The sequence below is a fragment of the Cryomorphaceae bacterium 1068 genome, from assembly GCA_027214385.1.
GTDB lineage: Bacteria > Bacteroidota > Bacteroidia > Flavobacteriales_D > Cryomorphaceae > JAKVAV01.
Genome location: JAPVXR010000003.1, coordinates 177,501 through 202,029, shown reverse-complemented (window position 1 = coordinate 202,029; position 24,529 = coordinate 177,501). Strand labels below are relative to the sequence as shown.

Sequence of the window (24,529 nt, the reverse complement as noted above, 5' to 3'; positions counted from 1 at the left end):
TGTTTTTTTGAGCAATCGCGAGACTAAGAGGTGTTGTTATTTGACAAAGGTGTGTCTAAAGACCTTAAACAAAAGAACTCTAGCTCACTGAACACGAAGTTCTTTACGTACATTTTCAAACACGTATTTCATCTCAGTAGCGATTTGAAGACTCCTTTCGGCGTACTTTTCTGCTTGCTGCGGTTTGTCGTCATAGCGCTTCGGGTCTTCATATGTCACGGGAATGCGCACCTCGGCACCTGCAATAAAGGGACAAGCTTCATCAGCTTGGGAGCAGGTGAGTATTGCAGCAAACTCTGATTGCGGATTGAAATCGTGATCCCATTTTTTTGAAAAGCCAATAACAGGTGGCTCATTTCTCGAATACTTCATGGCATAGATGGGATTCTGACTTTCGGAAATGGTTTCTATCTGAAAACCCTGTTTACGCAATGTCTCCGCTACCATTGGGTAAAGCGCCGTGCTTTCCGTTCCTCCTGAATAAGAAAACACATTTCCAAAACCGCAGCGATAAGCTATGGCTTGCGCCCAAATCTGCGAAAGATGACTTCTGCGAGAGTTATGGGTACAGATGAAGTTGAGGCGTGCAGATAGGCCTTTGATCACCTGCTCTCGAATGTAATACACAAGAGGCTGCAAGATTTTTCTACGCTCGAGAGGTACTGTCGCCAAATCAATCTTCGATACCGTTTCTTCAATTTGTGGATACAAAGCCATACCAATGGGAATAATGGTTAAATGATTTAGCAGCATCCGCCGCCGGGAACACAATCATTGGACTCTGTTACCATCATTTTCTCTTCAGGAATACCACAATTGTCCTTTGCCAGGCAATCGGTCTGCTTGGTGGTGAGTAGAAAGTTGGTTCCGTCAAAATCTAAACCGAATTTGCCGATGGTCTCTGCTTGGTATTCTACCTCGATATCGAGATCGCCTATGGCCAGCTTATCTTGCGAGAGTTCGATGATCTTCAGCAACTTTTCGGGGTGCAAACGGTGGTCATAGTCGTTGGCATTCCAAAGCTGGAAGTTTACGACTTCCTCGTTTCTCACCGTTCCACCACAGTCGATAAAGTGCTTGGTGATTTTCCCCACTTCCGTTACGTGGAAGTGCGAAGGCACCAACTCGCCATTGGGTAGTTGGAATGCGATTTTATCCAATTGATTCAGGGCAGATTTAACTTGTGATAATTTCATTTTCTTTTTTTTAGTTCGATTAAAGCCGTCTTAGCAGCAAGATTCATTTATTATGTCTTGATCCAAAAACCGAAGCATCACTCCTTTCATGGCGGTCCATTTCTCGTTATCGATGCAGTAGCAAACACTTGTGCCTTCAACATTTCCTTTAATCAACCCAAGGCTTTTCAGTTCCTTGAGGTGCTGTGAAATGGTGGGTTGTGCGAGCCCTATCTCATTAACCAAATCGCCACAAACACAAGTGTTGATTTTAAAAAGGTGCTCGAGAATGGCCACTCTGGCGGGATGTCCAAATGCCTTTGCAAATAAGGCAACCTCATTTTGTACTTCGGAAAACATCTCTGTTTTGGCGAGACCCATATTATCTTTATTTGTTCATTGCAATATTACGATGAATTAGAATCGAATACTACATATTTTAAAAAAACTTTTGAGAAGATTAGAGGCTTTGTTTCGTATTCTGCTGTTCCACTTACTTTACTAATGCTTTCCTAAGCGGTCTGAAAACCAAAACCAATGAAGCAATCATCAGTAATGCTCCAACAGCGAATGGTGCTCCTGGAAAATCGGCTATCGCATTCTCTCCCGTGAAGATGTAAAAGGTGTAGGTCATCAATGGCGGACCGAGAATGGAAGTCAAGCTCATGATACTTGTGAGAATTCCTTGGAGGCGGCCTTGCATGGTGTCAGGCACCAAATTAGACATGATTCCCTGCAAAGTAGGTCCTGCCACACCACCCAAACAATACGGCAAGATATAAGCAAACATCATCCATTCGCGATTGGCGGAAGCAAAGAGAATTAAGCCCAAAGACCAAAGTGACATACCGATGATGACGGTAAGCTTTTCTCCTATGGCTCTTACAACATGTTTTACCAATCCTCCTTGAACAATGGCGACAATTATTCCCACCACTGCCAAAGAGTAACCAACAGTAGCTTCGTCCCAATCGAATCGGTACATGGTGTAAAAGGTCCAAGTCGATTGCACCGAATGACCCGCTATATAGATTAGGAAAAAAGGAATCATAAACCCAATGAGCGCAGGAAATGCTTTGAAGTTTTTGAAGGTTGAGAAAGGATTGGCTTTGCGCCAATTGATCTCGGTGATGCGCTTTTCGGGAGGCAATGACTCTGGCAAAACAAAGAAGCCGTAGAGGAAATTTACCAAGCTGAGACCTGCTGCTACCAAGAAGGGAACACGAACACCATACTCCGCTGTAACTCCACCTATAACGGGGCCTAGAATAAAGCCCAACCCAAATGCCGCCCCAACCAAACCAAAGTTCTGTGCTTTTTTCTCGGGGGTGCTGATATCAGCGATGTAAGCCGTGGCAACCGTAAAACTAGCCCCTGTAACTCCTGCCAGCAAACGACCTACGAATAACCAAGTGATGGTAGGTGCCCATGCATGAAAGATATAGTCGATTCCCAACCCGAGCAGCGCAATCAAAATGATGGGGCGACGGCCGTAGCGATCGCTCAACGCTCCCAAAACAGGTGCGAAAAAGAATTGCATCAAAGCGTAAGCGCCGAGCAGCCACCCTCCTATTCGTGAGGCTTCGCTAAGTCCCTCACCTGACAACTCTGTGAGGAGAGATGGCAAGACAGGAATGATCACCCCCACACCGATCACATCAATCAAGATGGTAATGAAGATAAAAACCAATGATGCTTGTGAACCTTTGCGCGCCAACCTGATAAAGAATTAAAAAAGCTACAATTCGGAATGTGAGATGACTTAAAAGTCAATTCCTAGTGAATTGTTTGCAGAAACCCTTGTAAGGGTCAGGCGGCAAAAGTAGTTTTTCTACAAATCACTTAATGTTAATCCTCTAGACAATTGATAGCAGTCTTAATTTATAATAGTTCAATAAAAGACTCTTTCACCATAATAGCTCCCTTTGAATTAGGCGTATTCCCCAAGGAGAAATGCCCCGCCAGGAGTAACTCATCTCATGAAAAACGGCTAACACCTTAAGAATTAATACTCAGTAATCGGATGCACGGCTTTTTCGCCAAGACTTTCAATGAGAATCTTGTTCAGCGCTTCATCACTTCCTTGCGCATCACCGTGCATTTGGTCCAATGTCTCAGCGATATGTGGCATACCCAACTCCAAAGCATAGGTTCGACAAGTACGGTATCCGGAAATGTCATGGTGCTTGATGTGCTGCACTGCCACGGCTATTCCCACGTCGATAATTTCTTCGTCAACGGAGCGGCTTATGACCTCCATGGCTTCATGGATCAGTGCCTGAGTCCCCTCACAGGTTTCACCTTCGGCACTGCGTTCTATCGCATCAAAAATCTCAGGGAGCTCTTTGAGGTGCTCACGATTATTGAGCACAATGGTAGAAATGATATTCTTGAGTTCATGATCCGTGATACGGTTAATCAGCTTCGGTAAGAATTGATCTTGTTGCTTGGCAGCATCGAATCGATCGCGGAGTTGCTCTGTAAATAAGTCTCTTAGGTTGACTATGGTGGATCCTTTTTCCATGATACTAGTTTTAGGTGGTTTAGTACTACCTAAATGTAGGAATTGTGACTCAACTAAAACCTGACAAAAGTCAACCCTTGGTTCGGTAGAGGTCTTTAAGCTTAGCGTATTTCAAAAAGACTGAGTGTGCGGAATTTCTCGCGATAACGTATCCGTAAAATCCGTCGCGAAATCCACCTTTGATCACCATATCGCGAAAGAAACGGAATGCGGGATTTACAATGAAGTTGTACCAATGGGCTTTCTTGCCTCGCTCATACATGACTTGCGCCTTTATGGACGAAAACTTATTGATGGTGTCTAAGTGCTGATCGATTGTATAAAAGGAGTAATGCAAAAGGTCACCGTTTAAGTGCGCTCTCATGCTTCCTTGGTCCAACTCGCAGCGATCATGTGGGTTACGTCCAGCCCAACGTGCTTTTCGTTTATCAAAGAGACGCAACTTCTTATCGGGATACCATCCAGTATGTCGAATCCACTTCCCGCAGTAGTTTGTGAGGCGGTTCATCTCGTAACCCGTTGCTATGAAATTGGTTTTCGCCTGCAGAACTGATTCCCTTAATTCAGGTGACAAAGCCTCATCGGCGTCCATAGAAAGTACATGGTCATACTTCGATTTCGTCAGAGCATAATTCTTCTGCTCGATATATCCGCCAAACGGGTGCTGAACGAATCTTACACCCTTCTCTCTGCAAATGGCCTCGGTTTTATCGGTCGAGAAACTATCGACTACGACAATGTCTTCTGCCACTCCTTCCAAGCTATCAAGGCATCGGCCAATGTTCTTTTCCTCGTTGAATGTTATGATTACCGCTGAGATCGGAGTCATATTTTGTTTTAGTTATTGCTTCAATGTTTCGTCTAACCATCGAAAGAATTCGCTTTGCCAAACGATTCCGTTTTGAGGGGAAAGCACCCAGTGGTTTTCTTCCGGAAGGTAAAGCAAACGGCTTTTGATTCCTTGCTGCTGAGCCGCTGTAAAGGCCTCAAGGCCTTGTCCGATAGGTACTCTATAGTCCTTTCCACCTTGGATAATCAGGATGGGCGTATCCCAATTGTCGACAAAATTGACCGGATTAAATTCCTCGTAGGTTTTTTGTGCAGCTGCATTTTCTTTTTCCCAATATGGGCCGCCTGCATCCCAGTTCACAAAGAAAAGTTCTTCGGTGGTTCCGTACATACTTTCGAGGTTGAAAACCCCATCATGAGCAATGAAAGACTTAAATCGGCCCTCGTGAATTCCTGCCAGGAAGAATGCCGAATAACCGCCGTAGCTCGCTCCTACGCAACCCAAACGAGCTTTGTCTACATAGGATTCTTTGGCTACATCATCGATAGCCGATAAGTAGTCGTCCATCACTTGACCACCCCAGTCTTTGGAGATGGCTTCGTTCCACTCCACGCCGTGCCCGGGCATTCCGCGACGGTTTGGCGCTACTACGATGTAGCCCTGCGACGCCATGATTTGAAAATTCCAGCGGAAGCTGTAAAACTGACTCAATGCTGATTGCGGCCCGCCTTGCGTGTAAAGCAGTGTTGGGTATTTTTTTGCGGGATCAAAATCGGGTGGAAAAATCACCCAAGTCGTCATTTCCTTTCCGTCGGTGGTCGCTACCATGCGCTTTTCCACTTTAGGCAGTTTCATGCTCGCATAAGTTTCTGTATTGACTTTCGTCAAGGGGCGCATTGTTCCTTTCTTTAGGTTAATTGCATAGTACTCACGGGCGTGATTCATGTCGTTTCGTCCACAAATCAACTCTTTGCCCACTTGTCCGACGATACCCGACACGTCAAACTGACCTTCGGTAATCTGAGTTACGGCAGTTTTGCCTTCCACTTTTGCAGGAACGGTTAAGCGAAACAACTGAACTGTTCCTCCTGTAGCAGCCGTGAAGTATATCTCTTTGGAATCATCGCTCCAAACAAACTCTCTTACGGTCCCATCCCAATACTCAGTAAGATTAATTGGTGTTCCATCGTAAAGCACTTTTATGTCGTTCTTATCGGCTTCGTACCCGTCTCTCTCCATTGACAGATAAGCCAGTCTACCGTCTCTTGAAAAGACAGGACTCGTATCGTACCCCTTATTGCTTTCGGTGAGATTGGTTGTTTCGGCTGAAGCCAAATCGTATTGATAAAGATCGGTGTTCGTGCTATTTACGTACTCCGTTCCAAACAATTTCTTGCAGACATAAACTACTGCACTTCCATCGGCATTCCACGTATAATCTTCCGGTCCTCCGAAGGGAACAGTGGGTGTATGGTAAGGCATTCCTTCGAGCAAATCCGTTTTGTCTCCTGTCTCGACGTTTTTGATGATTACATGGTTGTAGTCTCCATAATCCCAAGCATCCCAATGACGGATGTGGAGATCATCGTAAATCATAGCGTCACTCTTCTCTAGCTGAGGATAGATATCGGAAGACCGCACATCTCTCACTTGAACTCTTTCGTCCATCAATACGTATTTGCCATCTGGCGAAAGCTTAGAATCTACAAGAAGAGAAGCAGGATTTTTAAGGTCTGCCATTTCGCCTGTTTTGATATCAACAGCGTAGGTTTCTTTGTTGAAAGTATTGCCCGCCACATCGGGAATGGTAACGGAGTAGACGAGGTACTTCCCGTCTTCGGTAATGCCTTTGGCACCTACCCTTCCGAGTTCCCATAGTTTTTCGGGTGTCATGACTTGGGCCGCCACTGCGAAGGGCAAAAGGAAGAAAATAAGGATTGAAGTCTTTTTCATGGTTAAAGCCATTTTTTACGGTAAAAGAAATAAAGCATGAGACATGCTATTGAAATGAGTAAAGTCCAAAAAATCGGATAGGAATATTTATATTCCAGCTCGGGAAAGTACTTAAAGTTGGTGCCATAAACGCCTGACAAAAAACTCAGCGGGATAAAAATAACCGAGAAAACGGTGAGAACGCGCATGGTATCGTTCAATCGATTGCTCATAGAGGTATGGTAGAACGAGAGTTCGTCATTGAGCAATTCCTTATAAATCTCAATGGCTTCAGTGGCTTGAACCACGTGGTCTTGTAAGTCTTTTATAAAAGGAATCGTCTTAGAGTCGAGATGAGGTGACTCGCTCTTTTCGTATTGAAAAACAATCTCTAAAACAGGCCTGACGATTCGACGAAGGGAGCTGATTTCTCTCTTATATGTATTTATCCTCGGTAGTATTTCAGGTTCTATCCTTACCAGCATTTCGGCCTCTAAGTTTTCAATCTCATTACCAAAGTACTCAATACTAACAATGTAGTTATCCACAATGGCATCGAGCATGGCAAAAGCGAGGTAGTCACTATCTCGCTCCCTGATTTTCGTGGTTTGATTTAGAATTCTCTGCCGAATGCTTTCGAATACATCACCTTTTACCTCTTGAAAGCAAAGGAGGTAATTTTTTCCGGCGACGATGGAGACCTGCTCGGTGAGCACTGCCGAGTGATCACGATCAACCGATAGCATCTTTAAAATGAAGGTGTTGTGCTCCGAATACTCCTCATATTTGGGGCGTTGCTCAGTGTTGAGCACATCCTCCTGAAGGAGCGGATGCATGTTGAATTTATCTCCAAAGGCTTGAATCACGTCGGGATCGTGAAGACCGAAAACGTCAATCCAAGTTAAACTACCCTCCTGCACTATACCACCTATTTCCTCGAGCTTTGCATCAGGAAATGACTCGTAACTCTCCGCATTGTAGCGAATAGCATGGATTGATACTACATCAGACCTTTTATTTCCCACGAAAATCAGAGAACCGGGCGCTGTGCCTATCTTCTTTGCTTCGTGTTTAAGGAATCTAGCCATTGTTTTTCAACTTGATGTTCTGCGCAGGAACAGGGATTTCAATGCCTTCTCTGCGAAAGCGTTCGGATATCGACTTGTAAAGATCAGTTTTTAACTCGAATCCACTAATGTGATCTTTGCTCCAAACCTGTGCCCTTAATTCGAAGTAATAATCTCGCCAGCCTAGCACGCGCACATCAATTTTTGGTTCTCCCGCTTTTTTCTGCTCATCAGTTCTTGGATCAGTCAGAACAGGGTGTTTCTCTGCCTCCTCCCTGATCAACCGGATTACCTGATCTAAGTCTGCATCAAAATTGGCGTGGATGTAAAGGAAGTTGCCGATTTCCTCTTCCATGATGGCCGAATTGTGAATTACTTCCGAGTCGATCATGGAATTTGGAATGACATATCGTTTGTTCTCAAAGTCTTTAATTATGGTGTGCCTCAATGTAATGTCTTCTACGATGCCCAACATGTCATTTTTTACCGTGACCACATCGCCTACCCGAAAAGGTTTGAACACCACCAAGAAGACACCTGATACAATATTTGAAAAAGCGGCTTGCGAAGCAAAACCGATAATGGCAGCGACTATTCCAGCTCCTGCAAAGAGCGACAAGCCCAACTCTTTCAACTCAGGAATAGTATATAAAATGACGATGAGAGCCGTTAAAACAATCAGAAAACGCAAGGCATTTTTCAGAAAAACGTAGTGGGTTGGGTCGTTTCTCATTTGCCTCGACGATTCGTTTAAGTAACGTGATAATATTGCCCGTAAAATCCTGTGGACTAGAAACGAAACGAGCAGTACTATAAAGATAAACAGGGCGTAATCGGCGAATTTAACACCAATCAAATCGAGCATAAATACAGTTTTGGCGAATAAGTTAACAAAAGGAATGGTAGCCGAAAGAAACTATGAGATCTCCACGATTTAATTGACATTAGAGACTCTAATCGGTCTGCGAACCGTTTGATTCGGAAAGGTGACTTTAAGCTCGTATGAACCCGATGGTAACGATGAAACATCAAAAGCCATGATATGGATGCCTTGCTGAATTTCCTGATCAAACGCTATGAGAAGTCGTTCATCAGATTCGCTGTACACTTCAGCTCTCACCTGAGAGGCATAGGGCATATCGAACTTTAGCAACTCCTCTCCTGATAAAACTTCGTGTTCAAGGGGAAATACATACGGAAAAGGATCATTGATGTCCTTTCTTCTGAGGTACTTCATTAGCCATTTGTAGAAAACGATTACGAACAGCACAATGGCGGATACGAGTAAAAATCGTTGAAGTGTCTCCATAATTCTATAGAGCTATTAAGCCCTCAATATTGTAGGCCTTCTTGTAGCAATTGATCACCTCTTCGGCGCTTGTCATCACCTCACGAGCTGTCACGCTGGTGTAGTTCCCATTTTTGGATTGCCTCAATCTAATCTCGGCCGTTTCAGCATTAAACAGGGCTTCTACTTGAGCCACTCTCTGGTTGTCACTGGGAACGATGAATTTAAAAAGATACATGCTCGGCCAGTCGTGGACTTGATCGAGTGCAATTTTAAGCTTTACGAGTTTTGAATTGTCCATTGACGGCAAAGGTAACGATGAGATTTCAGAGTATTGTTTATCTCTTTACTGATTTCGGCATTAATCAAACTAATACCTGACTTTCTTAACTTCGAAAACTCATTTTGAACGCATTGGACTTTTGCGTGTACAGTAAATTAAAAACCATGAAGTCAGTATTGTTAGCGCTTTTATTTATTTCATCGTTGGCTGTAGGCCAAAACGCCGCCATTCCTTTTGAATTGGAGCGCTTTAAGGAGTACCCGATGATTGACAAAGAAGTCTCAGATAATCTGGAAGATATGACTGCAGGCGAATTGCTCCTTGTTTTTCATGCTGAATACAAGAGGATTAGGGCAAAGAAACCTTCACATTACTTTCCCGAATTATCAGATCTTCAAAAAGAAATCAAAGACCTGATTGAATCAAAGTATCCGGATCATGAAGCCAATGCCTTGGTTCAATTTCTCGAATCGGGTTGTATAAAGGAGAATTTACAGAACCTGATTTCTCACCCCGCTGAAATCAAGGTACTTCTACCCTATCAGTTCATGGCGGCCTTTGCGCTTGAGGAGACAAAAATGGAAAAAACGTACATCGACGCCATGCTCCGAGAAGGAATGTTTTCAGATGTATTAAAGACGTGGGGAGAATTGGCCGTTAAGAGCTCCGATGGGCTTGAATCTATTATGACCAACGGAATGCAAGATCTGCTAGCCGTACGTTATGCTCAACAGATCAAGAACATTAGTCCCGATATGATGGTGGCAAACAAATTCGTTCAAAAATGCGGATTGTCAGAAGAGGCTTCTGCTTTCGGGAGATTGTGGTTCGCCCCTACTTTGGAGAAAAACGTAATCTCTCCTTTTTCAGCGAGACTCAAAGTGGTCGGTATCGGATTTGCTTTCGAGAGCCCTGCCGGTAGTAATCTGATGAAACAAACCGCCATTCGGATTTTACAAGGCTCAGTATCTCAAACTCCTGCCGACCAAGGCTTGGTTAGCAGCTATGGCTACTTGCAAAAGGCATTGGCGGAAGCGGGAATAATAACAGAAGCAGAACAACTGAAAAAATACATCGATAAAGAAGGCATGTAGCCTATGAGCAACGGCGAACTGACGGATGAAGATTTAATGATTCGTGCGGCGAAAGGAGATCGTCGTGCCTTCGAAGGGATTTATGATCGCTACGCCGGCAGGCTGTACAATTACTTTTTAAAGATGCTCTATCAAGACGAAGAACGAGCCAAAGACCAAACTCAAGAGCTCTTTATGAAGCTTGTAGAAAAAGGCCATCAATACGATGGAAGACGAGCTTTTAAAACATGGGTCTTCAGCATTGCCAATAACATGTGCAAGAACATTTACCGAAGTGAAGAAGTGAAAAAAAGGGCAAATACCGAATTGAAAATAGAGTCTGAAATGGCTGAGCCGCAGAAGATGGAAAACATCGATCGCAAGGCATTCAAAACCGCATTGTCTGAGGAATTGGAAAAGTTTGACGCTGAACGGAAAAGCATTTTTATTTTGCGGTTTAAGCACCAACTAAGCATCAAAGAAATCGCGGAAACTACAGGGGTTGCCGAGGGAACGGTAAAATCGAAGCTGTTCTACACTCTCAAAAAACTTTCCACCCAATTGGTTTCATTTAATCCGAAGTGATGAACGAAAACGAAGAAAAGATATACGACCTGATTAGCTCGAAGTCCTTCGCGGAACTCACTGAAGAAGAGAGGGCATTGGTTCTTGGCTCTTTAGGTTCAGCAGAACTTTATGAGAAAATGCGGGAGGCCAATTTGGCCGCAGAAAAAGCACTTTCGGATGATCTCATTCCTCCTGCAGAGATAAAGGCATCCGTGATGGCCGCGTTTGACGAGAAAGACGAGAAGCGCGGAATAATATGGTGGAAGTACGCGGCAGCTGTGGCCATTCTGGTTGTTGGCGCGTTTGTATTCTGGCCTTCGGGAAATTTGGAGAGAGAGCCCATTGCCGAAAACGCGGAGAGGAAGGACAGCACAGAACAGAAAAAAGAAAGTCAGCATGAAACCAAAAAGGCAGATGATATTGTAATTGAAAATGAAGAACCAGAAGAGAAAATTGAACCTCAAACAGAAACACCAGAAGCACCAACCATTACTTCAACTGAATCATCTGAAGTATCTGATGAAATGATAGTTGTCAAAATTGATGACATTGAACTAGAAGACACCGAGGAGGAGATCGAGATGGATTTTCCTAATGAATCAGCTGAAAATTATAGTGCTCCTGAAGAAGATAAACAACCCATGCCGACCTTAGCTCAAGATGGTGCGTCAAAGAAAACAACCCATGAGCCGCCTCTCCCTGAAATTTCAAAGGACTCCAAGATAGTGGACTCTTCCATCGTTAGGAACCAAGATTATGCCACTCCGAATATGAACGTTGTAGCTGCTCGCTCGGCAAAAACCAGTATGACTCATGGTTTGACCGATCAGGACACCTCTTTCGAAGGCATTACACTAGAAAGTATTGGTGGCTCTGATAAAAAAGCTTATGTGGCCTATTAACTTTGCGAAACAATCCGAAAAGATCCGAGTTAATACTCTCGAACTTAGACCATGAAAAACTACTTACCTCTGATCTTCTTCATTGCCATTCTATTGGTAATTGATCTATACGCCTTTAAGTCGCTAAGGCTAATTTCATCAGGCTGGACGAAAGCCGTCTGGAGAAATAGCGCTCAAATGGCCTATTGGGTTTCCTCAGTAACAGCCTATGGCATATTGATCTATGCCATTTTAACCTACAGGGAAGCTCAAGCCAAAATGGACTACTACCTGTTCTTCATGGGTTTTGGCGTATTGATGTTGATTTTCATCCCTAAGATGGTGGCCGCTATTTTCCATCTCACTGACGATATTATCCATATTTTCCGACGTATTACGGCTTATTTCGTGCGAACCTTCGAACCGACTGAAACAGCCATATCCTCCACTTCAGGAATCAGCAGATGGCAATTTATTACGCGCATCGGATGGGTAGCAGCTGCTATTCCATTTTTCAGCATTCTCTACGGTATCGGTCGAGGCCGCTATCGCTTTCGCACCGAAAAGGTAAGTCTCTCTTTCGATCACCTCCCTGAGTCGTTCCGAGGATTTAAGATTGTACACATCTCAGACATCCACATAGGTAGCTTCTTCAATAATTACGATGCCGTGCAGCACGGAGTCGACATGGTAAACGCTCTGGAGCCCGATCTCATCCTTTTCACCGGTGATATGGTGAATAACTACGCCGATGAAGTAGCGGGTTGGGAAGAAGTGCTGGGCGGACTTAAAGCCAAACACGGAAAGTTTAGCGTCTTTGGAAACCACGATTACGGTGACTATGTTCAGTGGGAAAGCGATGCAGCCAAGAAAGCCAACCTCGAAAAGCTCGCGGACTATCACGGAAAAATGGGGTTTAAACTGTTAACCAATGAATGGACGGAGTTTCGTTCTGCTGAAGGAGAAGCTATCGAAATTATCGGGATGGAAAATTGGGGCCTTGGTGGTTTTAGTAAATACGGCGATCTCTCCAAAGCGATGGACGGCACGAACCCCGATCGTTTTCAAATCTTAATGTCTCATGACCCGTCTCATTGGGATGCCGAGGTGATGAACAAGACGAAGATTGACTTGGCACTGGCAGGACATACTCATGGAATGCAGTTTGGTGTAGAAATCCCAGGCTGGATCAAATGGAGTCCTGTAAAGTACCGATATCCGCGTTGGGGCGGACTCTACACCGAAGGAAAGCAGCACCTGTATGTGAACCGCGGCTTCGGTTACATCGGTTTCCCCGGAAGAGTGGGAATGCCTCCTGAGATTACGCTGATTGAGCTAAGCTAAGTGTCTTTTTAAATCCGCTCAATGATCTAAAGAGGAAACACATCAGCTGCCGCGAGAAGAGCCTGATCGACCTTCGCTTGATTTACCCCCGTTGTTACTTCTCTTTCATCAAAATAACTCAGCATCTTCTCCATCGGCATATTTCCGGTTAAGTCATCTTTAGCCATCGGGCATCCGCCGTAGCCTTTTAAAGCCCCGTCAAATCGACGGCAACCTGCCTGATAGGCAGCATCGACTTTCTCGCGCCAAGTTTCAGGAGTAGTGTGTAAATGAGCTCCGAAATTAACGTCGGGCAACTCAGGGATCAAGGCATTAAACAAGCGATCAATGCTCCCTCGACTAGAAGTCCCGATGGTATCGCTCAAGGCTAAAATTTCAATTCCGAATTCGCGGTGAAGGCGCTCCGCCCATCTGATCACATTATCAGGGTTCCACTCTTCACCATAAGGGTTTCCAAAGGCCATGGATAAGTAAACCACCATTTCTTTATTGGCCCTATCAGCAATGGCCTTGATCTCTCCAACTCTGGCCACAGACTCCTCTAGCGTCGCATTAGTATTTCTCTTCTGAAACTCTTCAGAGACAGAGAACGGGTAACCTAAATAGGTAATCTCGTCAAATTGAGAAGCGTCCTGTGCTCCTCGCTTATTGGCGATGATGGCCAAGAGTTTTGTTTTATCGTTGAGCTTTAGCCCTTTCAGCACCTCGGCCGTATCTGCCATTTGGGGTATCGCCTTGGGACTCACGAATGAGCCAAAATCGATGGTATGAAAACCCGCCTCAATCAGCAGATTGATGTATTCAATCTTCTTATGAGTCGGAATAAATTCCTTGATGCCCTGCATCGCATCACGCGGACATTCAATGAGTTCGAGCATCTTCGATAATTTTTTGGTTGATTTTTTTCACCAGCCCGGGACCTTCGTAAACAAAGCCAGTGTAGAGCTGCACCAATGAAGCTCCGGCTGCAAGCTTCTCAAGCGCGTCTTCGGCGGTGTGAATCCCCCCGACGCCAACGATTGGAATGGAACCATTTGACTTTTGGTGAATGTAGCGAATTACTTCGGTAGAACGATTGGTTAAGGGTTTACCGCTCAGTCCGCCAGCTCCGATTTCTTCTACTTCCATTTCGGATGTTTTCAATCCAGATCGGTCGATAGTTGTGTTGGTAGCGATGATTCCATCTACTTTGGTTTCGGATACAATCTCAACAATATCGTCGAGTTGCGAATCGGTAAGATCGGGAGCAATCTTGAGCAAGATGGGCTTATTGACAGGCTTTGCAGCAGCTTCTTCTTTGAGCGCTCTTAAAAGCTTGGTGAGTGGCTCCTTTTCTTGGAGCTCCCTCAAGCCAGGCGTATTTGGTGAGGAGACATTTACCGTAAAGTAATCTACCACATCATACAATTCATTGAGGAGGAACAGGTAATCGTCTAAAGCATTTTCGTTTGGAGTGACTTTGTTCTTCCCTATATTACCGCCAATGATCACAGTGCTGTAGCGGGTTTTAAGTCGACGGACAATCTTTTTTACCCCATCATTGTTGAAGCCCATTCGATTGATCAATCCTTGATCTTCCGGCAATCGGAAGAGCCTTGGTTTTGGATTTCCTGCCTGAGGTTTTGGGGTAACCGTACCGATTTCCACAAAACCGAATCCCATGAAAGAAAACTCATTGAAGAGCTTGGCATTCTTGTCGAAACCAGCTGCCAGCCCCACAGGGTTTTTGAATTTAATTCCGAACACTTCGCGCTCCAGCGATGGGTGATTGACATTGAAAGCCCCGTAAAACAGGCTTTTCACCATCGGCAATTGAAAGATGACTTTCAGAAATCCGAATGAAAAATTGTGCGCCTGCTCGGCACTCAGTTTAAAAAGAGTCTTTCGAAGAATAGATTTGTACATCGCGGCAAAAGTACGCTGTAAATTCTCATATTCAACTTCAGAGAGCTATCTGATTTCATTCTAATTACTCTTAGTCAAAATTCAATGCAATTCATGCTTTGATAGTCAATCCATGGAATTGAGTCTATCGCTCAATAAGCACACTCTATCCGAAAAATGAGGTCTTTCCAGGAACTAATTCTACTTTTGACTGTTCAATTACAAACCTAAAAAAATACAACACATGTCATTTCAATTACCTGATTTACCATACGCTTTTGATGCACTCGAACCGCACATTGATGCACGCACTATGGAAATCCACCACGATAAACACCATGCCGGATATACTTCAAAATTGAATGCAGCTATTGAAGGTACTGAACACGCAAACAAAACCATTGAGGAATTATTGGCCCATGCCGACAAGCTAGGTGCGGGAATCAGAAATAACGGAGGGGGATTTTATAACCATTCCCTTTTCTGGAAAGTTATGAGCCCTGATGGCGGAGGAAATCCGACAGGATCATTGGCCAGTGCAATAGACACTGACCTCGGTGGAATGGATAAACTTAAAGAGTCTTTTAACAATGCTGCTGCCACGCAGTTTGGTTCCGGCTGGGCATGGGTAATCTTTGGTGAAGACGGAAAGCTTCACGTGACGCACACTCCAAATCAAGACAACAACTTGATGCCTGTAACGGACAAGAAGGGTACGCCTATTCTCGGACTTGACGTTTGGGAGCACGCCTATTACCTGAATTACCAAAACAGACGACCTGACTATATTTCAGCTTTTTGGAATGTAATCAACTGGAAGCAAGTAGCCGAAAACTACGAAGCACTCAAAGGATAATAAAATACCGCAAACGAAAAGTCGTCCTCTCTATTGGGAGGGCGGCTTTTTTATTTGGCTTAAATTTGCAGCATGGCTTCACCCAAAGAAGTAAACATTAAAAATAAAAAAGCGAGCTACGAGTACGAGCTTATCGACAAGTACGATGCAGGAATTCAACTCACGGGTCCCGAAATAAAAAGCGTTCGTGCGGGTAAAGCCAGTATTTCTGAAGCCTACTGTTTTCTGCGGAAGCATGAGCTATGGATCAAGTCCATGCACATTTCTCCTTACGAACCGGCGAGCTACAACAATCCGATATCCCCTACTCGCGATAGAAAACTCTTACTGAACAAGAAAGAAATTGAAAAACTGGAAAAGGCGATGAAAAACAAAGGGTTGACCATTGTACCGCTGAAAGTTTTTATTGCAGGTTCGGGATATGCCAAGGTGAAGATATCTTTGGCAAGAGGTAAAAAACAGCACGATAAGCGGCACGACCTCAAAGACAAACAAGACAAACGCGCTATGGATCGAGCGCTGAAAGTCTAGTTTTTTAGCTTGATTAATCGAGCACACTCCATACTAATCAATTGCTTCTTCTGCTCTTGAGAGGAATTTCTGTACTCCACGAAAATAGGCGCCTCAGTAAGCCTCACGCCGAGAGTATCCTTTTGGGGTATCTCGCAAAAAGAAATAAACCTTTCCGTGTAGGCTTTAAACAAATGAACCCAAGACTCATAAAGATTTATAGCTTCAGCAGAGCTTGAAGTATTTGCCAGACCCAACTTAATTTGAGTTTCACTTTGATTGTATGCTTCCAAGACTTCTTGATGACCTTTGACTGAGCTAAAGTCAATGAGGATGGAATGATCCTTTTCCCTCACATCTAGGCCAAGTGATTTCGAGGCAAGATCAATCTTCTCTAGCCTCGCTATACGGGCCTTCGCCAGCTTCGGAATGAAAACCCGACGCATAAAAAAGGAAGCCTGTTCGAAAACGGCTTCCTCATATGCTTCTACAATGTCTTCTTTATCTGCGGATGTCTTCACACCCAAGACCATTCGAGCTTCGCTCTCTGTCATTGTTTGATCAGGCGTTTTGTAATAGATGAACCATTTACTCTAATCTCAACCAGGTAAACTCCTTGATTCAGATTACTGATGTCTAGTTTGATCTTCTGGGTTGGATCATTGTATTCCCCTTCAAATATCGTTTGGCCGATAATATTGATAACCTTGATCTCCACCGAATTACCAGTTATGTCTTTTAGCTGAACAAATACCTGATCAATAGCAGGAACGGGATAGAGATTAATGTTCTTGTCGCTTAATTCAATGCCCGCACTCAAATCGAAGGCATATGAAAACTCTGCAAAGAAGGCATCTTCAAAACCCTCGGCATCTATCACCTCTCCTTCTACCAAACCCAAAGATGAGCTAAACTGACCAACGATTACCATTCCTTCAGCTCCGGCAAAAAAAGCGTCGTTTGCTCGCTCTCCTCCAACACCACCAAATGTTTCAGCATCAACAAAATCTCCGGACTCAGCTTCATAAACGGATACAAAAACGTCAGATGCTCCGTTCGATGGGATTTGCGTACCAAAATCGCCTGGAACAAACGTTGCCAATACATCAAATGAACCTGCCAGAAAAACTACACCGTTGTTCTCATGAACTCCTGCGCAATGATCAGCCGTAGAGCTTGACTCAACATATTTGGCCCACGCCAGACTTCCATCTGCCGTAGAGTGCTTTGAAATAAATGGGTCTGCAAAAAGGGGGGAAATGATTTCTTCATTTACTGAAGGGTCAAAGTCCGTATCTTCCTGAATACGACCTCCCAAGTAAATGTTTGCTTCATCTTCAGAAAAGGAAATGTGGGATATGGCGTTTGCTTGACCCTGATTTTGGAAATCATAAGACCATTGTTCCGTCCCGTCTGAGTTAAGAACCCCGGCGAGCATGCTTTGCACAGGGATACCCGTTGTGACTCCTTTTACCAATGCTCCCATAGCAACATCGCCATTGGCATTGACCGCCAAAGCTGATACCGCTTCATTGTTTACATCCGGAGCAACCAGGTATGACCAATCAAAATTTCCGTCAGCATCCAACTTTACTACTGCAGCGTCCAGCCCACCAACAGGAGTGACCAAATTTTCACCTTCTTCGGATGGATCAAGATCAATTTCACCTCCAAATCGAACACCAATCAGTTTGTTGTCCTGATCATCAATTGCCATAGCTGAAATCAAATCAGAACCTGTACCACCAAACTGCTTTACCCAAACAAGCTGAGCCATAGGATCATATTTGGCAACGAATCCATCCTGCCCTTGAACTGCAGTCAAGTTGCTAGTAAGTGTAGAAGGGTCAAAATCTACTGTAAGCGAAAAACCACCTGATATGATCACATTATTCTCAGAATCTACTCCCAACCCATGAGCCGTCATACCATCGTTCAATCCTATACGACCAAGGTTAAAAGCCCAATTTAAGCTTCCGTCAGCGCTATAAGAGGCCAGAAAAATATCGGGAGAACCAAGCGGTTCAACAATGAATTCCGTAACTCCCTGGTCGAAGTCAATCTCTTCACTAAAAGTCCCATAAACGATTCGATTTCCTTCAGAGTCGATAACAGTATGCACTGCATTATCAATCAAGGTACTGCCAATTGCAGACTGGCTCCCTACGGAAACCAAAGGATCTTGACTAAAACCAGAATTCAATAGAAAAGTAAAAAAGACTGCGAGGAGTAAATATTTTTTCATGATACAAGTTGATCTAATGAATTTTACCTTACGTTAAGTAGTAGAGAATGTTTGACAAAATTCGTGCAAATTTGGGTAATATGAAATCCCCTAGTGATGGGGTTATCAGAAAAATACCAACAGTACTATTCAGTAATCACCAAAACTCCTTTACTAACAGGTGTTTACAAGACAGATGACTCATTGGTATTACAAATCAATAATTTCAACTGACATCTAACTCCAGATAAAATGATAGAAAGATAATTGTCACATGATATCGGGAAAAGCACTTTTCAGGATGCGATTACGGTTGTGATTCAAGGAAAAACCAACTATTGTGAAATCATCATTCTTGTCGGGTTGACAACAAATATGCTTGATGACAAAACCAAAAGCCCCCTCTCAAGCGTTAATAATTCAAAGCAAAAAAATGAAACACTATTTCATCATCATTAGCTCACTCCTTTTTGCGCTTACAGCTTGCAGCCAAAATGCAGAGACTACAGAATCTGAGCATGAACACTATGAAGTATCCAAAACGGACGAAGAGTGGAAGGAACTGCTGACTCCTCAAGAGTATGAGGTTCTTCGTCAAAAAGGAACAGAACGAGCGTTTACGGGAGATTTATTGGACAACAAAGAAGAAGGAACTTATATCTGCGCCGCCTGTGCATTCCCACTTTTTGATTCAAAGACAAAATTTAAATCAGGTACCGGATGGCCAAGCTTTTACACCTTTGTCGGAGACACAAACGTTGTTGAGATTGCAGATCGAAGCTACGGGATGGTTCGAACTGAGGTTGTTTGTGGGCAGTGTGGAGGACATTTGGGCCATGTCTTCGAAGATGGGCCAAAACCCACGGGATTACGTTATTGCATTAACTCGGTAAGTCTGGACTTTAAAAAGGACTGATATTTAAGTTCATCAATTGTTCAAAATTTTCTCCCTTCATAGAAATTCGTCGTATGGCGAACTCAGCGAATAGCTCCTCCTTATACCAATTTCTTTCCCTTGTTTTCTTTACTACTTCTGCGTGGGGAGTATTTGTGTAGGCCGTTTCTTTCAAGCTCTTCAGGTTCTCCCATATGCTAAACGTTGCCTGCATGAAAATGGGGTATTCACCTATTCCAATTTGATGAAGTGCAGGTGCGGAATGCATGAATGACGAAACTTTCGGAACGTTTCTCCAGAAATCGGGCAAGGCCTTTGTGCGAATGGTAGCTCTTGTAATGACCGCCAGAGGCTCTGAATCAGTGAGTACACTGTTGTCATAATCGAAGGGCACTTCCCCCGCCCAAGATCCATGTCCCTTGAATGGAATCAAAAGAGCCTGCATGTGCTGGTCAGCACTGGACAAATACCAATTGTATTTCTGATTTTCGATCAAAAAGTCCTTTGCGCTTTGCTCTGATTCGAAAAAAGACAAGATCGCATACCGCTTAAAATTGGGCCAAATGCTAAATCCTTTGCCACTACCCGTCCCCATCATTTTTGTTTGCAAAAGGCCTGGAGCTGAAAAAAGGTCTGAGCCTCGGCCAATATTCTTGAAAGCCTCAAAAGCTTTGGACGAGGATTGAAAAAGAAATTCGCTATAGAGGAGGTATCGCACTGCTGTGAATGTACAACGCTAGTTTGAGAGCTTTGTTAAATCTATCGTTTGCAATGATTGATTGACATCTATCTTAATCCCTTTGACACCAGCTCCTTCCGCAGCTTCAAGATCACGCCATTTATCTCCGATCATCAAGGATTGATCAGGGTTAACACCATATCTCGCAATGGCCTTTTCAATCATTCCCGAGTGAGGCTTGCGGCAAAGACAGTGGCTAATAGCATCATGATGAGGGCAGAAATAAGTATCCAGGTATGCGACACCTGCCTCCAAAAATTTCGCTTGCATGTACTCATCTATCTCATAGAAATCCTCTAAGGTATAGCGCTCCTTGGCAATTCCGCCTTGATTGGTTATCACAATGATGACATAGCCTTGGTCAGACCATTTCACTAGAGTAGGTATTACATCTGGTAGAATAGTGAATTCAGTAATTGAGGTGGTATAATCTCCCGGGTCGTGGTTGATTACTCCGTCGCGGTCTAAAAAAATGGCCTTTTTCATTGAGAACTGGGATTGTAAGTCTCAAAGGTATGGTCTGAGTAAAATATGACAATCTTTTCGATGGATCTTTCTTTGGATGAATTGGAATTTAATGCTTCTAAAACAGGATTTGATGGCTTCCCCCCCTCCTTTGGCGCTTGACTCATTTGAGTTGAGGGTTTCTCCGGCGATTTCCCTGTCAACAGCCAGCCGGCATCTACCCGCGGAAAGGCTTCAACTACTTTCAGAAGAAAGTCCATCGATGGTCGATTACGACCATTGAGAATGTGAGAAACGCCCGACCGCTGGACACCAATCTTATCAGCAAATGACGAAGTGGTTAAATTGTTAACCGTGATTATTGTCTTAATTCTATCAGCTAAATTCATTTGTACATCTGTATCATTTTTTTTACCCATAACGCAAATGACCCCTTACCATTCTTGGCACCATTACAGTATTTTGTTTAAATATAATTTTAAATAGAACGCACATTAATGTCTAGTAATCAGTAATATATAAAACCGATCAAAAGCCTTCGAAAACTTGTTACAACTTCACACAAAAATAGGCATGAAATCAACAACTTCGTACACATATGTAATCAATCTCTGCTCAGACTTGTTACATATGTATCGCTGAACATTTGACATAAGCGGATGTTGTGGTTGGTAATGAATTTAGCGCAAGCAAAAGAAGTTTTAAGTCAACATCTCCACCCCTATTTCCACCATAAGAAATACATGGAGAAGCAACCTCTCGTTTACGAGAGACAAACCCGTTTTGGCAGTTCCGTATTTGTAGCCACCATTTCGGGAGACGAAAAAATGGCTTATGTCAAATTCTTCGTTGGTCTTAGACATGATTTGATAGAACTTACTTTGACCAATACCTTCGGTTTAGAAGATTATTTTCGAAATTCTAGTTACTCGCTCCTTTTGAATTGGAATCAGCTCGATTCTCGGTTAGCCTCTTCTCTTCCGTCTAAGGAATTGAATGATATGACAACGATAGGCGATATGGCCATTGATTTCATGGATCACAAGGGATTTGACTTCCTCAATCATTACAAGCACTTGGCTAACCTTGATAGGTTGTACAATGATCACCCTACCAAGGCAGCTAAGTGGAACAATCACAGCTACTTGCACCGATTCAGGGCGATGGCCATAGCCAAGTTGGTTGGTCGTCAAGACTATGATCGCCTCTTAAGAGTTCATCGCGAATATCTCGAGAGTCGCGGATTGACAGGCCCTATCATTGCAAAATTTGACACTACCTTTGCCCATCTGAAGAAACTATCATTTAATTGATGTCACAAGACAATAGCCAAAAAGACTTCGTCAATCCGATTGACCCTGATAAGATCACCGAAAATCCCGGATTGATTCCTTATCCGCATCATGTAGGTAGCCCTGCCTTCACCCCTACCGAAAAAGGTGTGATAAAGAGTCGCTCGATGAAAGCCATGGAAGAGCAAAGTAATATGCAGCTCCAGCAAATTCAAGAGCAAATTGCACTTCTTGCGAAACAAGCGGAGAAATTGAAAAACCGTGTGGAGGTGTCGAAGGCTGTTTACCTGGCGGATATGAATTTTGATCCGATCGTAGGTTCAGAGTATCACCTGTACGCCCGTGAAGAAGATGCATTTGTGCTCTCCATGGTTTCTCCTGAAGAATGGGGCAAAAAGCCGCCGTTCAAGCACTTCGTTGCTTCCGTTCGGCTCTTAGCCGATCGTACTTGGGAGGTAACGCGAGAAGAACTCTAGAAGTCTTTTTTCTTCAAAATCAAGAAGATCAAAAAAGTAATCACACTGCCCCATGCACTAGCTTTGAGGACATCTTGCCATGAAATGAAATCAGGTGTCTCCATTAGAATGTACTTCGAGAAAGGCACTCTTACAATTGAGGACATTGTATCCAAAGGAACGAGAAACCTGAATGCCGGATGATTTTCACCTACGTATATGCTGACAATCCACTCAATGAAAATATAGATAAGGAAAACTACAATTGTGATTCCTGACCGACGTATCAGTAGTGCAAGAAGCATAGCAAATAAGAAAGTAAAGAATAGTTCCAAAGCGTGCCCTGGAATAAATATCAGGGTATTCCCAAAGGCTTCCATACCCGATTCTGAGTGAGCGACCCCTAAAATTAGTCCCAAGACAAACAGGGCAATTGCTGAAGCAATGGCCAGAAAAGCGGCAAAACTGAGCTTTGATAAGAAGAACTCCGTTCTAGAGAGCCCGTCAATTATATTCTGTCGATGAGTTTTGAATGAAAACTCATTGCAGATCGAGATGATTAAAAGAAAAGCAGGGAATACCGAAAAATAGTAAGCGATATAGGCCAAGTTGTGCCAAATATCTTCCCAGTCATAGATGGGAAAAAGAGAAGGGTTAATCCCTCTGAAATCCAATCCTTCTCTTGTCAGATAATCCAAGAATGCTCCTAATCCTATTACAGTTGCTGAAATAGCAACAAAGTAGAGTCCTAAAAGTATCCAGAGAGCCTTGTTCGACTTCAACTTGAGGTATTCAATCCTTACCAACCTAAGCATGGTCTTCTGCTTTTAGAATTTCCAAAAATCTTTTTTCGAGTGAGTTTGCTTGTGGAACGAGCCTATTCAGCACGACACCTTTCTCTATGAGGTAAGCGTTGAGGTCAGACGCATTTTTAGTATTATCAAGCATTACGACAAATGCATCACCTTCTTTACGATGTGACGAAATAAACTCTCCACTAACTAGAGCTGCGGTCAAAGCAGGTTCATCCTCTGCCCATATTTCGTACCTGGCTTTCTCTTGGTCGAGTTCGTTGACTTTGCCTTGGTATATCTTCTTACCCGATTTGAGCACTGCGAAATCGGTGCAGATTCGCTGTACTTCAGAAAGCATATGGCTCGCGGTAATGATGGTTCGCCCTTCATTGGCTAAGTCAATTATTAGATTACGGATTTCAGCAATCCCCTGCGGATCCAAACCATTCGTCGGTTCGTCCAAAATCATTACCTCAGGATCAGAAAGTAATGCGGAACCTATGGCCAAACGCTGTTTCATCCCAAGCGAGAAGGATCGGAAGGGATCGTCTTTCCTGGAAAGGAGGCCTACCCTATCGAGAACTTCGTTTATGCGGCTTTCCGATGTTTCTTTGATGGCCGCGGCGACCTTTAGATTTTCAGCAGCTGAGAGATAATGATAAAAGCACGGTGCTTCCAAAATTGCTCCGATTTTCTTACGAACCTGATGTCCTTGCTCTCCTTCAAACCAATCGTAGGAGCCCGACGTGGGATTAACAACTCCTAGAACCATTCCTAAGGTAGTTGATTTTCCGCTGCCGTTTGGCCCGAGAATACCGAAGACAGAACCTTTTGGAACATTAAGTTCCAAGTTGTCCACAGCAGTCAGACGACCAAACTTTTTGGTAAGGCCTGTTATATTAAGTACAGATGTCAATTCTCGACTTTTATTGTTTCAGTGCTCAAGGTATCAGATTCATCCTTCTCTTCTGACTCATTCACAATCTCCTCTTTGTCAGTATCAGTGATGTTCAAAAGAGACATTACTTTATTTGAATTCAAATCTGAAAGTCCCTGAATAGTTTCTATTGAAATCTCGCCTTTCAACTCAACGAGCATTGTTGTCACATCAGCACCTCCTATCATTACCACGTAACGATCGATTGACAAATCTCTGATGTAGGCGATGGATTTCGTATCACCGGATCTGAATTCTGCCAAGAGCTCGAAACCTTCAGATTCAAGACCCGATCTCAATTCTTTCATATCTCTCCGGAGAATGTCGATCGAGTCTGAATTTGTATAGAACAGTCTTCCCTCCTTTACTCCTTCCAGCATTCCCCCCTCTCCATTGCTAATGAACTTATCCAGCATTCGCACGGTCGTTGGATAGAAATAGAGTCCGACAACTTCCTGATCTACTTCCGGACGTTCTACGTACTCATCCAGGGTTTTGCTGGGAGGATTGACTTGCGTGCAACTTGCTCCTATGAGCAAGATGAGAAACAAAGA

30 protein-coding genes are annotated in these 24,529 nt (G+C 43.6%); 9 read left to right on the top strand and 21 right to left on the bottom strand.

What is annotated here, in order from left to right:
- Window positions 1-84 precede the first annotated feature (84 nt).
- From O3Q51_05910 to O3Q51_05860, 11 genes are all read right to left on the bottom strand, one after another.
- Window positions 85-717 (bottom strand): protein-tyrosine-phosphatase, encoded by a 633-nt coding sequence (locus O3Q51_05910; GenBank protein MCZ4408334.1) that lies wholly within the window; start codon window positions 715-717, stop codon window positions 85-87.
- A 26-nt stretch (window positions 718-743) separates the two neighbouring features.
- The gene (locus O3Q51_05905; protein MCZ4408333.1) at window positions 744-1,196 is read right to left on the bottom strand and encodes a DUF6428 family protein; all 453 of its coding nucleotides are present in this window, start codon (window positions 1,194-1,196) and stop codon (window positions 744-746) included.
- Window positions 1,197-1,226: 30 nt separating this feature from the next.
- A complete protein-coding gene (locus tag O3Q51_05900) occupies window positions 1,227-1,556 on the bottom strand; it encodes a metalloregulator ArsR/SmtB family transcription factor (protein MCZ4408332.1) in 330 nt (109 codons plus the stop codon).
- Between the two features lie 112 nt (window positions 1,557-1,668).
- Window positions 1,669-2,892, bottom strand: coding sequence for a TCR/Tet family MFS transporter (locus O3Q51_05895; GenBank protein MCZ4408331.1), 1,224 nt, complete (start codon window positions 2,890-2,892; stop codon window positions 1,669-1,671).
- 288 nt (window positions 2,893-3,180) lie between these two features.
- Entirely contained in the window at window positions 3,181-3,699 is a 519-nt protein-coding gene (locus tag O3Q51_05890; protein MCZ4408330.1) for a DUF892 family protein, read from the bottom strand.
- 70 nt (window positions 3,700-3,769) lie between these two features.
- A complete protein-coding gene (locus O3Q51_05885; GenBank protein MCZ4408329.1) occupies window positions 3,770-4,528 on the bottom strand; it encodes a glycosyltransferase family 2 protein in 759 nt (252 codons plus the stop codon).
- 12 nt (window positions 4,529-4,540) lie between these two features.
- Window positions 4,541-6,442 (bottom strand): S9 family peptidase, encoded by a 1,902-nt coding sequence (locus tag O3Q51_05880; protein MCZ4408328.1) that lies wholly within the window; start codon window positions 6,440-6,442, stop codon window positions 4,541-4,543.
- Between the two features lie 2 nt (window positions 6,443-6,444).
- Window positions 6,445-7,509: a magnesium/cobalt transporter CorA gene (corA, locus tag O3Q51_05875; protein ID MCZ4408327.1), complete on the bottom strand. Its 1,065-nt coding sequence runs from the start codon at window positions 7,507-7,509 to the stop codon at window positions 6,445-6,447.
- Window positions 7,502-8,221 (bottom strand): mechanosensitive ion channel family protein, encoded by a 720-nt coding sequence (locus O3Q51_05870; GenBank protein ID MCZ4408326.1) that lies wholly within the window; start codon window positions 8,219-8,221, stop codon window positions 7,502-7,504. The genes corA and O3Q51_05870 overlap by 8 nt, the downstream gene beginning before the upstream one ends.
- Before the next feature lie 201 nt (window positions 8,222-8,422).
- A complete protein-coding gene (locus O3Q51_05865) occupies window positions 8,423-8,797 on the bottom strand; it encodes a hypothetical protein (protein ID MCZ4408325.1) in 375 nt (124 codons plus the stop codon).
- Window positions 8,798-8,801: 4 nt separating this feature from the next.
- Complete coding sequence (locus tag O3Q51_05860) at window positions 8,802-9,077, bottom strand: DUF493 family protein (GenBank protein ID MCZ4408324.1); 276 nt, start codon at window positions 9,075-9,077, stop codon at window positions 8,802-8,804.
- A 146-nt stretch (window positions 9,078-9,223) separates the two neighbouring features.
- Here O3Q51_05860 and O3Q51_05855 point away from each other — a divergent pair, with 146 nt between their 5' ends.
- Genes O3Q51_05855 through O3Q51_05840 form a run of 4 tightly spaced genes read left to right on the top strand, consistent with a single transcriptional unit; the run spans window position 9,224 to window position 12,924 of the window.
- Complete coding sequence (locus O3Q51_05855) at window positions 9,224-10,153, top strand: hypothetical protein (GenBank protein ID MCZ4408323.1); 930 nt, start codon at window positions 9,224-9,226, stop codon at window positions 10,151-10,153.
- A 3-nt stretch (window positions 10,154-10,156) separates the two neighbouring features.
- Entirely contained in the window at window positions 10,157-10,717 is a 561-nt protein-coding gene (locus tag O3Q51_05850) for a sigma-70 family RNA polymerase sigma factor (protein MCZ4408322.1), read from the top strand.
- The gene (locus O3Q51_05845) at window positions 10,717-11,601 is read left to right on the top strand and encodes a hypothetical protein (GenBank protein MCZ4408321.1); all 885 of its coding nucleotides are present in this window, start codon (window positions 10,717-10,719) and stop codon (window positions 11,599-11,601) included. Before O3Q51_05850 ends, O3Q51_05845 begins: the two co-directional genes overlap by 1 nt.
- 51 nt (window positions 11,602-11,652) lie before the next feature.
- Complete coding sequence (locus O3Q51_05840) at window positions 11,653-12,924, top strand: metallophosphoesterase (protein ID MCZ4408320.1); 1,272 nt, start codon at window positions 11,653-11,655, stop codon at window positions 12,922-12,924.
- Window positions 12,925-12,950: 26 nt separating this feature from the next.
- On the opposite strand, the gene O3Q51_05835 is transcribed toward O3Q51_05840, so the two are convergent.
- Complete coding sequence (locus O3Q51_05835; protein ID MCZ4408319.1) at window positions 12,951-13,802, bottom strand: hydroxymethylglutaryl-CoA lyase; 852 nt, start codon at window positions 13,800-13,802, stop codon at window positions 12,951-12,953.
- Window positions 13,786-14,829: a quinone-dependent dihydroorotate dehydrogenase gene (locus tag O3Q51_05830; GenBank protein ID MCZ4408318.1), complete on the bottom strand. Its 1,044-nt coding sequence runs from the start codon at window positions 14,827-14,829 to the stop codon at window positions 13,786-13,788. The genes O3Q51_05835 and O3Q51_05830 overlap by 17 nt, the downstream gene beginning before the upstream one ends.
- Window positions 14,830-15,052: 223 nt before the next feature.
- Between O3Q51_05830 and O3Q51_05825 the strand changes: the two genes are divergently transcribed.
- Together O3Q51_05825 and smpB are read left to right on the top strand one after the other, a co-directional pair.
- Window positions 15,053-15,664, top strand: a complete 612-nt coding sequence (locus tag O3Q51_05825; protein MCZ4408317.1) for a superoxide dismutase — start codon at window positions 15,053-15,055, stop codon at window positions 15,662-15,664.
- A 72-nt stretch (window positions 15,665-15,736) separates the two neighbouring features.
- A complete protein-coding gene (gene smpB / locus O3Q51_05820; GenBank protein MCZ4408316.1) occupies window positions 15,737-16,195 on the top strand; it encodes an SsrA-binding protein SmpB in 459 nt (152 codons plus the stop codon).
- Here the strand turns inward: smpB and O3Q51_05815 are convergent.
- Together O3Q51_05815 and O3Q51_05810 are read right to left on the bottom strand one after the other, a co-directional pair.
- On the bottom strand, window positions 16,192-16,728 hold the full coding sequence (locus tag O3Q51_05815) for a hypothetical protein (protein ID MCZ4408315.1): 537 nt from the start codon (window positions 16,726-16,728) through the stop codon (window positions 16,192-16,194). The genes smpB and O3Q51_05815 overlap by 4 nt on opposite strands.
- Entirely contained in the window at window positions 16,725-18,419 is a 1,695-nt protein-coding gene (locus O3Q51_05810; protein MCZ4408314.1) for a T9SS type A sorting domain-containing protein, read from the bottom strand. The genes O3Q51_05815 and O3Q51_05810 overlap by 4 nt, the downstream gene beginning before the upstream one ends.
- 412 nt (window positions 18,420-18,831) lie before the next feature.
- Here O3Q51_05810 and msrB point away from each other — a divergent pair, with 412 nt between their 5' ends.
- Window positions 18,832-19,314 carry a peptide-methionine (R)-S-oxide reductase MsrB gene (msrB, locus tag O3Q51_05805; protein ID MCZ4408313.1) on the top strand — a complete coding sequence of 161 codons (483 nt, stop codon included), beginning with the start codon at window positions 18,832-18,834 and terminating at the stop codon, window positions 19,312-19,314.
- Here the strand turns inward: msrB and O3Q51_05800 are convergent.
- Genes O3Q51_05800 through O3Q51_05790 form a run of 3 tightly spaced genes read right to left on the bottom strand, consistent with a single transcriptional unit; the run spans window position 19,301 to window position 20,886 of the window.
- Window positions 19,301-20,011, bottom strand: coding sequence for a hypothetical protein (locus O3Q51_05800; GenBank protein MCZ4408312.1), 711 nt, complete (start codon window positions 20,009-20,011; stop codon window positions 19,301-19,303). The two genes, msrB and O3Q51_05800, sit on opposite strands and share 14 nt — an antisense overlap.
- 18 nt (window positions 20,012-20,029) lie before the next feature.
- Window positions 20,030-20,518: an HAD family hydrolase gene (locus O3Q51_05795; protein MCZ4408311.1), complete on the bottom strand. Its 489-nt coding sequence runs from the start codon at window positions 20,516-20,518 to the stop codon at window positions 20,030-20,032.
- Entirely contained in the window at window positions 20,515-20,886 is a 372-nt protein-coding gene (locus O3Q51_05790; GenBank protein ID MCZ4408310.1) for a helix-turn-helix transcriptional regulator, read from the bottom strand. The genes O3Q51_05795 and O3Q51_05790 overlap by 4 nt, the downstream gene beginning before the upstream one ends.
- Before the next feature lie 354 nt (window positions 20,887-21,240).
- Here O3Q51_05790 and O3Q51_05785 point away from each other — a divergent pair, with 354 nt between their 5' ends.
- Window positions 21,241-21,810, top strand: coding sequence for a hypothetical protein (locus tag O3Q51_05785; protein MCZ4408309.1), 570 nt, complete (start codon window positions 21,241-21,243; stop codon window positions 21,808-21,810).
- Complete coding sequence (locus O3Q51_05780; GenBank protein MCZ4408308.1) at window positions 21,810-22,265, top strand: DUF2452 domain-containing protein; 456 nt, start codon at window positions 21,810-21,812, stop codon at window positions 22,263-22,265. The genes O3Q51_05785 and O3Q51_05780 overlap by 1 nt, the downstream gene beginning before the upstream one ends.
- On the opposite strand, the gene O3Q51_05775 is transcribed toward O3Q51_05780, so the two are convergent.
- From O3Q51_05775 to O3Q51_05765, 3 genes are read right to left on the bottom strand one after another with little or no spacing between them, the layout of a single operon-like run.
- A complete protein-coding gene (locus O3Q51_05775) occupies window positions 22,262-23,059 on the bottom strand; it encodes an ABC transporter permease (protein ID MCZ4408307.1) in 798 nt (265 codons plus the stop codon). The two genes, O3Q51_05780 and O3Q51_05775, sit on opposite strands and share 4 nt — an antisense overlap.
- Entirely contained in the window at window positions 23,052-23,954 is a 903-nt protein-coding gene (locus O3Q51_05770) for an ATP-binding cassette domain-containing protein (GenBank protein ID MCZ4408306.1), read from the bottom strand. Before O3Q51_05770 ends, O3Q51_05775 begins: the two co-directional genes overlap by 8 nt.
- Window positions 23,951-24,526 (bottom strand): DUF4252 domain-containing protein, encoded by a 576-nt coding sequence (locus O3Q51_05765; protein ID MCZ4408305.1) that lies wholly within the window; start codon window positions 24,524-24,526, stop codon window positions 23,951-23,953. Before O3Q51_05765 ends, O3Q51_05770 begins: the two co-directional genes overlap by 4 nt.
- Window positions 24,527-24,529 lie beyond the last annotated feature (3 nt).